Annotated in this window: 7 protein-coding genes; 5 read left to right on the top strand and 2 right to left on the bottom strand. The window is 46.8% G+C overall.

The window, feature by feature from the left end:
- Positions 1-192: hypothetical protein (locus VIM87_RS24000; protein WP_331999463.1), on the top strand; the 192-nt coding region annotated here is incomplete at its 5' end.
- Between the two features lie 277 nt (positions 193-469).
- Here the strand turns inward: VIM87_RS24000 and VIM87_RS23995 are convergent.
- On the bottom strand, positions 470-847 hold the full coding sequence (locus VIM87_RS23995; protein WP_217604250.1) for a hypothetical protein: 378 nt from the start codon (positions 845-847) through the stop codon (positions 470-472).
- A gap of 151 nt (positions 848-998) precedes the next feature.
- Here VIM87_RS23995 and VIM87_RS23990 point away from each other — a divergent pair, with 151 nt between their 5' ends.
- The 3 genes from VIM87_RS23990 to aroE all read left to right on the top strand — a co-directional run bounded on the left by VIM87_RS23990 (position 999) and on the right by aroE (position 4,300).
- On the top strand, positions 999-2,423 hold the full coding sequence (locus VIM87_RS23990; RefSeq protein WP_331999462.1) for a tetratricopeptide repeat protein: 1,425 nt from the start codon (positions 999-1,001) through the stop codon (positions 2,421-2,423).
- Positions 2,424-2,712: 289 nt separating this feature from the next.
- Positions 2,713-3,477 carry a phosphosulfolactate synthase gene (locus VIM87_RS23985; protein ID WP_331999461.1) on the top strand — a complete coding sequence of 255 codons (765 nt, stop codon included), beginning with the start codon at positions 2,713-2,715 and terminating at the stop codon, positions 3,475-3,477.
- Between the two features lie 88 nt (positions 3,478-3,565).
- Positions 3,566-4,300, top strand: a complete 735-nt coding sequence (gene aroE / locus VIM87_RS23980; protein ID WP_331999460.1) for a shikimate dehydrogenase — start codon at positions 3,566-3,568, stop codon at positions 4,298-4,300.
- Between the two features lie 74 nt (positions 4,301-4,374).
- Here the strand turns inward: aroE and VIM87_RS23975 are convergent, their stop codons facing one another.
- Complete coding sequence (locus tag VIM87_RS23975; protein ID WP_331999459.1) at positions 4,375-5,166, bottom strand: class I SAM-dependent methyltransferase; 792 nt, start codon at positions 5,164-5,166, stop codon at positions 4,375-4,377.
- 70 nt (positions 5,167-5,236) lie between these two features.
- On the opposite strand from VIM87_RS23975, the gene truB reads away from it, so the two are divergent.
- The coding region (truB, locus tag VIM87_RS23970; protein WP_331999458.1) for a tRNA pseudouridine(55) synthase TruB at positions 5,237-5,809 on the top strand (573 nt) is incomplete at its 3' end.

Below are 5,809 nucleotides of genomic sequence, written 5' to 3'. Positions count from 1 at the left end.
CATTACAACCGGCGGTTTGTGAACCTGAAGGGAATGCCGCTGCAGGTTGAAATTATAACCCGCACCGGCGCTAAAATGAATGTAATAGCCACTCATATTGACTTACACCCGGTACCGGCATCTTTATTTGAAACGCCTGTTTCCGGTTATAAGGTGATCAGCAAAGAGGAGCTGCAGAAAATGGGAAGCTGAGCAGGGTGTTATGAAAATAATTAAGGCCGGCGTTATTGCCGGCTTTTTTGTTGCCGGAAATGGGGCGGAGAAATATCTTATAAACCATGGCCGGTAAGGAATCTCAGGGAAATGCAACTGGTACCGCATAAATGCCGGGTTTGGCGCGGACGGTTTAAGGAAAGTTGCCTGTAAAGGACCTGGGGAATATGTGTATGATCCCTGATTCCTGAAACTAAATAAAAAAGCCCGGAACATGGTTCCAGGCTTTCTTTTTATAAGTTAAAACTTATGAGCGCTATTTTAAAGGCAACAGGATCCGCAATTTATGGAACTGCTGCATGTTAGTGGGCTGTTGTACCTGTACATTGTACGGCAGTACAAACGTTACATTCCCTTTTTTATAGGTCATTACGGACTTTATGTTCCAGGAAGTGGAGGACGTTAGCTTAAACTCAGAGCTTAAGGTACCGCTGTAGCGGAAACCATCAAGGCTGAGGTTAGTTTTGGGCATGGCCCCCAGTAAAAAACGGTTTTCCGTCTTTTTAGCCACTTTGTCTTTATCACTGTTAAGCGCCAGGTCGTTTGCCCGTGCGGTCAGCACGCAGCAAATCAACATGCCTGCCAATAAACAGGTCAATGAAAAAGACTGCAATATGAAGGTTCTCGTTTTCATTGTGTCACAAATGTACAAACTTTTCAATATATCATATAACAAATTCTTAACGCAATTTACAACTATTTCCTAAAAAACTGTTAAAAATTCCATGAATGGCGTCCTTTTGTCTGCATTTGCGTGGTTCAATAAAAGTATTATATTTACAATAATGAATCAAGACTTTCCATTATTTAACGAGGATTTTGAGGAGCTTAGAGACTTGTTGCAGCAGTTTGAAAACCTCAGAGCTGGCCAGTCTCATTCCTTTTTAGACGAAGATTCCTTTGAGCAGATCATCGACTACTACGATGAGCATGACGAGCTGCCGAATGCAATTCAGGCGGCAGAAATAGCTATCGAACAATTTCCCTACTCATCCACCCTTTTACTGAAAAAAGCAAACCTCCTAATAGAAACCAAAAAATACCCGGATGCGCTGGAGCTGCTGGAAAAAGCCGCTATCCTGGACAGTACGGATATTAACCTGTACATTCTGCAAACGGATATTTACCTGGCCCTGAACCAGCACGAAAAAGCTGCTTCGGTACTGGAGGAGCAGATCAAACAGTTTGACGGGGATGACCGTACGGAGCTGCTGCTGGAGCTGGCGGACGTGTATGATGACTGGGAGGAGTTCGATCGCGTATTTGACTGCCTGAAAATAGCCCTGGAGCACGATCCCAATAACGAGGAAGCCCTCCATAAGATCTGCTTCTGGACGGAGTATACCGGGCGCAATGAAGAAAGCATCCGCCTGCATACCCAGATCATTAACGACCACCCGTATAACCAGCTGGCCTGGTTTAACCTGGGCACTGCCTACCAGGGGCTAAAGCTGTATGAAAAGGCCATAGATGCCTATTTGTACGCGGTAGCCATTGATGAAAAATTCGACTACGCTTACCGCAATATGGGCGATGCGTATATCCGCCTCCGTAAGTTCCAGGAAGCTATTGAAGTGTTGCAGAAACACCTGGAAATAGCCAAGCCGGAAGATGTGATCTATGAAGCCATAGGCCACTGTTACGAGAAGATGCGCAAATTCACCCAGGCCCGCTATTACTACCGCAAGGCATCGCACTTAAGTCCGCAGGATGATAAGCTGTACTATAAGATAGCTGTTGCCTATATGATGGAGGCTAACTGGGAGAATGCCGTAAAATCCATAGCCAGCGCGTTGAAGATCAACAAGGGCAGCTCTGAATATTTTATAGCATTGGGCCAGTGTTACCTGGAGCTGGGCAAGAACAAAGATGCGCTGATCCAGTTTATGAGCGCCCTGCGTATTAAGCCGCAAAGCGTTACCACCTGGCAGGAGTTCATCCGTGCGCTGTATGTAGCCCGCTTTTTTGATGAAGCCATGATACAGCTGGATGAGGGCGAGCAGAAGCTGGGCCGCAAGCCGGTATTTATTTATTTCCGTGCAGCGGTATTGATCACAACCGGCCATACCAAAGAAGGGCTGATACAGCTGGAAACCGCGCTGCAGCTGGCGCCCCGCCAATTAAAGAAAATGGTGGAGCTGGACCCTACGCTGCTGCAGCATACCAGCGTGGTAGAGCTGATAGCCCGGTATAGAAAAAAGAAAAAGTAAAAAGGTAAAAATTAAAAATAAAAGCCTGTTCCGGATAAATTGGGACAGGTTTGTTTTTTTAGGGAAACATGTTGAAACACCTATTAAAAGGCAAAGGATGCGCAGGCATAAATCCGCATACTGCCAACTGCCAACTAAAGACTGCCAACTATGGTACGGGGGATGCATAATCATAAATTAATCCTGCTGTTTGGCTGGCCTGCCGAAAAGCAGCTTATAAATTAGAGATAGTTCTTATTTTTGCGCCGGTTTTCCACTTTGGTTTGACTTGGCATAAATAACAGACAGCATGAATTTCAATCTTACTCAGATCCCGGACCGTACAAAGAAGCCCCGCACCCATGGCTTAACCATGGTAATGGATAAAGGCCTTAGCGTGGAAGAAGCCCGCAACTTTTTGTCAGTGGCAGCGCCACATATAGATATACTGAAGCTGGGCTTCGGCACCTCTTTTGTTACGCCCCGGCTGCGTGAAAAAATAGAACTATACCAATCGCAAAACATACCTGTGTATTTTGGAGGCACCCTGTTTGAAGCCTTCCTGATCCGCAACCAGCTGGATGAATATATTAAAGTGGTGCAAGACTACGGTATTACCTACATGGAGGTGTCTGACGGCTCTATTACCATCCCGCATGCGGAAAAGTGCGGTTATATTGAAAAGCTGTCAAAACTGGGGCTGGTGCTGAGCGAAGTAGGGTCCAAAGATGCAGAACATATTATTCCCCCCTATAAATGGATAGAGCTGATGCGCGCAGAGCTGGATGCCGGCGCCACCTATGTAATTGCCGAAGCCCGCGAAAGCGGTAACGTAGGCATTTACCGTGGCAGCGGCGAGGTACGTGAAGGTTTGGTGCAGGAAATATTAACACAGATCCCGGCAGAAAAGATCATCTGGGAAGCGCCGCAAAAAGCGCAGCAGCTTTACTTCCTTGAGCTGGTAGGGTGTAATGTGAACCTGGGCAACCTGGCCCCGCATGAAGTAATAGCCCTGGAAGCTATGCGTATAGGCCTGCGCGGCGATACGTTCCATTTGTTCCTGAACGCTGAATAAACATAATTTACGATTTACGATCTTAGATTTACGATCTGCAGCATCAGTTCAGCAATCTAAAATCGTAAATCTAAAATCGTAATTCCACATGAAAGTATACGGTCTAATCGGTTACCCGTTGAGCCATTCTTTTTCCAAAGGATTTTTTGCAGAGAAATTCCAGCGGGAAGGTATCACCGGCTGTGTGTATGAGAATTTTCCACTGACCAGCATCAGTGAGCTGCCGGCATTGCTGGAACGTAAAGACCTGTATGGCATTAATGTTACCATTCCCTATAAAGAAGCGGTGCTGCCTTTCCTGGATGAATTTAGCCCGGCAGCAGAGCAAATAAAAGCGGTGAACTGCATCCGCCTTCAGGCTGGCAAAAGAAAGGGATTTAATACGGATGTAATTGGTTTTAAAAGATCGTTATTGCCATTAATAAAACCGCATCATACCCATGCGCTGGTACTGGGCACGGGCGGCGCTGCCAAAGCTGTAATGTTTGTGCTGGAAGAGCTGAATATTCCCTTTACCGTAGTAAGCCGCAGCACACAACCCGGCACCGTGGCTTATGAAGCGGTGGATGCTGCTGTTGTTGAAATGCATACGATCATCATCAATACCTCGCCCGTAGGCATGTACCCGCAAACAGATGCGGCGCCTGCGCTGCCATATGAAGCTATTACCCGGCATCATTTGTTGTATGACCTGATCTATAATCCTGCTGAAACATTGTTCCTGCAAAAAGGTGCGGCACAGGGAGCTGCTACCAAGAACGGCCATGAAATGCTGGTGCTGCAGGCAGAGGCCAGCTGGGAGATCTGGAATGAGAAACAGTAATTAATGTGCTAATATGCTAATGTGCTGGTTTTTGTTGCTTAAAGCATATACCGGCACATTAGCATATCAGCACATTATTTAATTAGGTAGTAGACGCAGGTGGTTACAAAGTTCCGCACAAAAGGTAAATGTGTTACAGGCCCCCACTGGGTACGGGGTTGCAGCCCGAACTTGTATTTATAAATAGGATTAATGAGGTAATGTTTTTTACGGGTTACTGTAAACCCCTGCTGCCTCACTATTTTCTCGAAACGTTCAATAGAAATACCGGTATCCTTTATTTCCATCAGCTCCTGTATGGTGCTGCTATGCTCACCGCCTGCTTTCAGCAAGGCGCGGTATAAAGGGCGTGGCAGCAGGTGTATGTAAGGCAGCATGCTTAATACCTTGCTGTTGCAGATCTGCTGGTGGCCGCCATGCGGCATATACCAGGGCGGAAATCCAAAGTACACCTGCCCGTTGGGTGAGAGCAGGTTTTTCAGATAACCTATGATCTTTGACTGATCCGGGATGTGCTCAATAGCATCTTTGAGGATGATGAGATCAAAAGAATTTTTGAACTCGCCCAGGAAATCAACGTCGTAAATATTTTTGGAGATCAGGCGCAGCTGCCCGCTCTGTACATAGCTACTTAAGAAATTATTGGCCAGCTCAATGCGGATGGGATCCAGGTCTACCCCCACACATTGGCAGCCCTTTTCCAGCAGGGGTGTTAACACACCGCCTTCCCCGCAGCCTATTTCCATTACGCGCATACCCGGCACTAAAGGCATGGCCTGTTCAATGAACGGAAGTACGTAGGTGCGCGAGTTATCTACCTGTTGCTGGTACCGGAGGTTGGCATCTTTATGCTGTTGTAAGGCCATAAGGCGCTAAAATAATAAAAAAGCGGCAAGCTGCAAGTTGTGGGGCGGCGTGGTTCATTATCTTTGCGCCATGAATCAGAACCAGGAAAAAAATATTTACGAGGAAGGACAGGTGCTGTTGATGAATAAACCCCTGCACTGGACCTCTTTTGATGTAGTGCGCAAGATCCGCAATACCACCAAAGCCAAAATAGGGCATGCCGGTACGCTGGACCCGCTGGCCACCGGTTTGCTTATTTGCTGCACCGGTAAAATGACTAAGAAGATCAATGAATACCAGGCACAGGAGAAAGAATATACCGGTACTTTTACCTTAGGCGCTGTTACCCCCACCTTTGACCTGGAATCTGATCCTGAACAATTTAAAGGTACTACCGGTATTGATGAAGCGCTGCTACACGCCACCACACAGCGTTTTATAGGACAGCAGCAACAGCTGCCGCCCATCCACTCCGCCATTAAGCAAAATGGCAAACCCATTTATCACCTGGCGCGGCAGGGGGTGGAAGTAAAGGTGGAGCCCCGCAATATTTTCATCAAAGAATTTGAGCTCACTAAAATTGAAATGCCGGTAGTGTTTTTTCGCGTGGTGTGCAGCACAGGTACCTATATTCGCTCACTGGCCAATGATTTTGGCGCTGCG

The organism is Chitinophaga sp. (genome assembly GCF_036569125.1).
In the GTDB taxonomy this organism is placed as follows: Bacteria; Bacteroidota; Bacteroidia; order Chitinophagales; family Chitinophagaceae; genus Chitinophaga.
This window is presented reverse-complemented; position numbering and strand designations above follow the sequence as displayed.

What these genes read in the sequence shown, in the direction of transcription:
- VIM87_RS23995 (WP_217604250.1), bottom strand. Translation starts at nt 847, where the DNA reads ATGAAAACGAGAACCTTCATATTGCAGTCTTTTTCATTGACCTGTTTA.
- VIM87_RS23975 (WP_331999459.1), bottom strand. Translation starts at nt 5,166, where the DNA reads ATGGCCTTACAACAGCATAAAGATGCCAACCTCCGGTACCAGCAACAG.
- VIM87_RS23985 (WP_331999461.1), top strand. Translation starts at nt 2,713, where the DNA reads ATGAATTTCAATCTTACTCAGATCCCGGACCGTACAAAGAAGCCCCGC.
- VIM87_RS23990 (WP_331999462.1), top strand. Translation starts at nt 999, where the DNA reads ATGAATCAAGACTTTCCATTATTTAACGAGGATTTTGAGGAGCTTAGA.
- aroE (WP_331999460.1), top strand. Translation starts at nt 3,566, where the DNA reads ATGAAAGTATACGGTCTAATCGGTTACCCGTTGAGCCATTCTTTTTCC.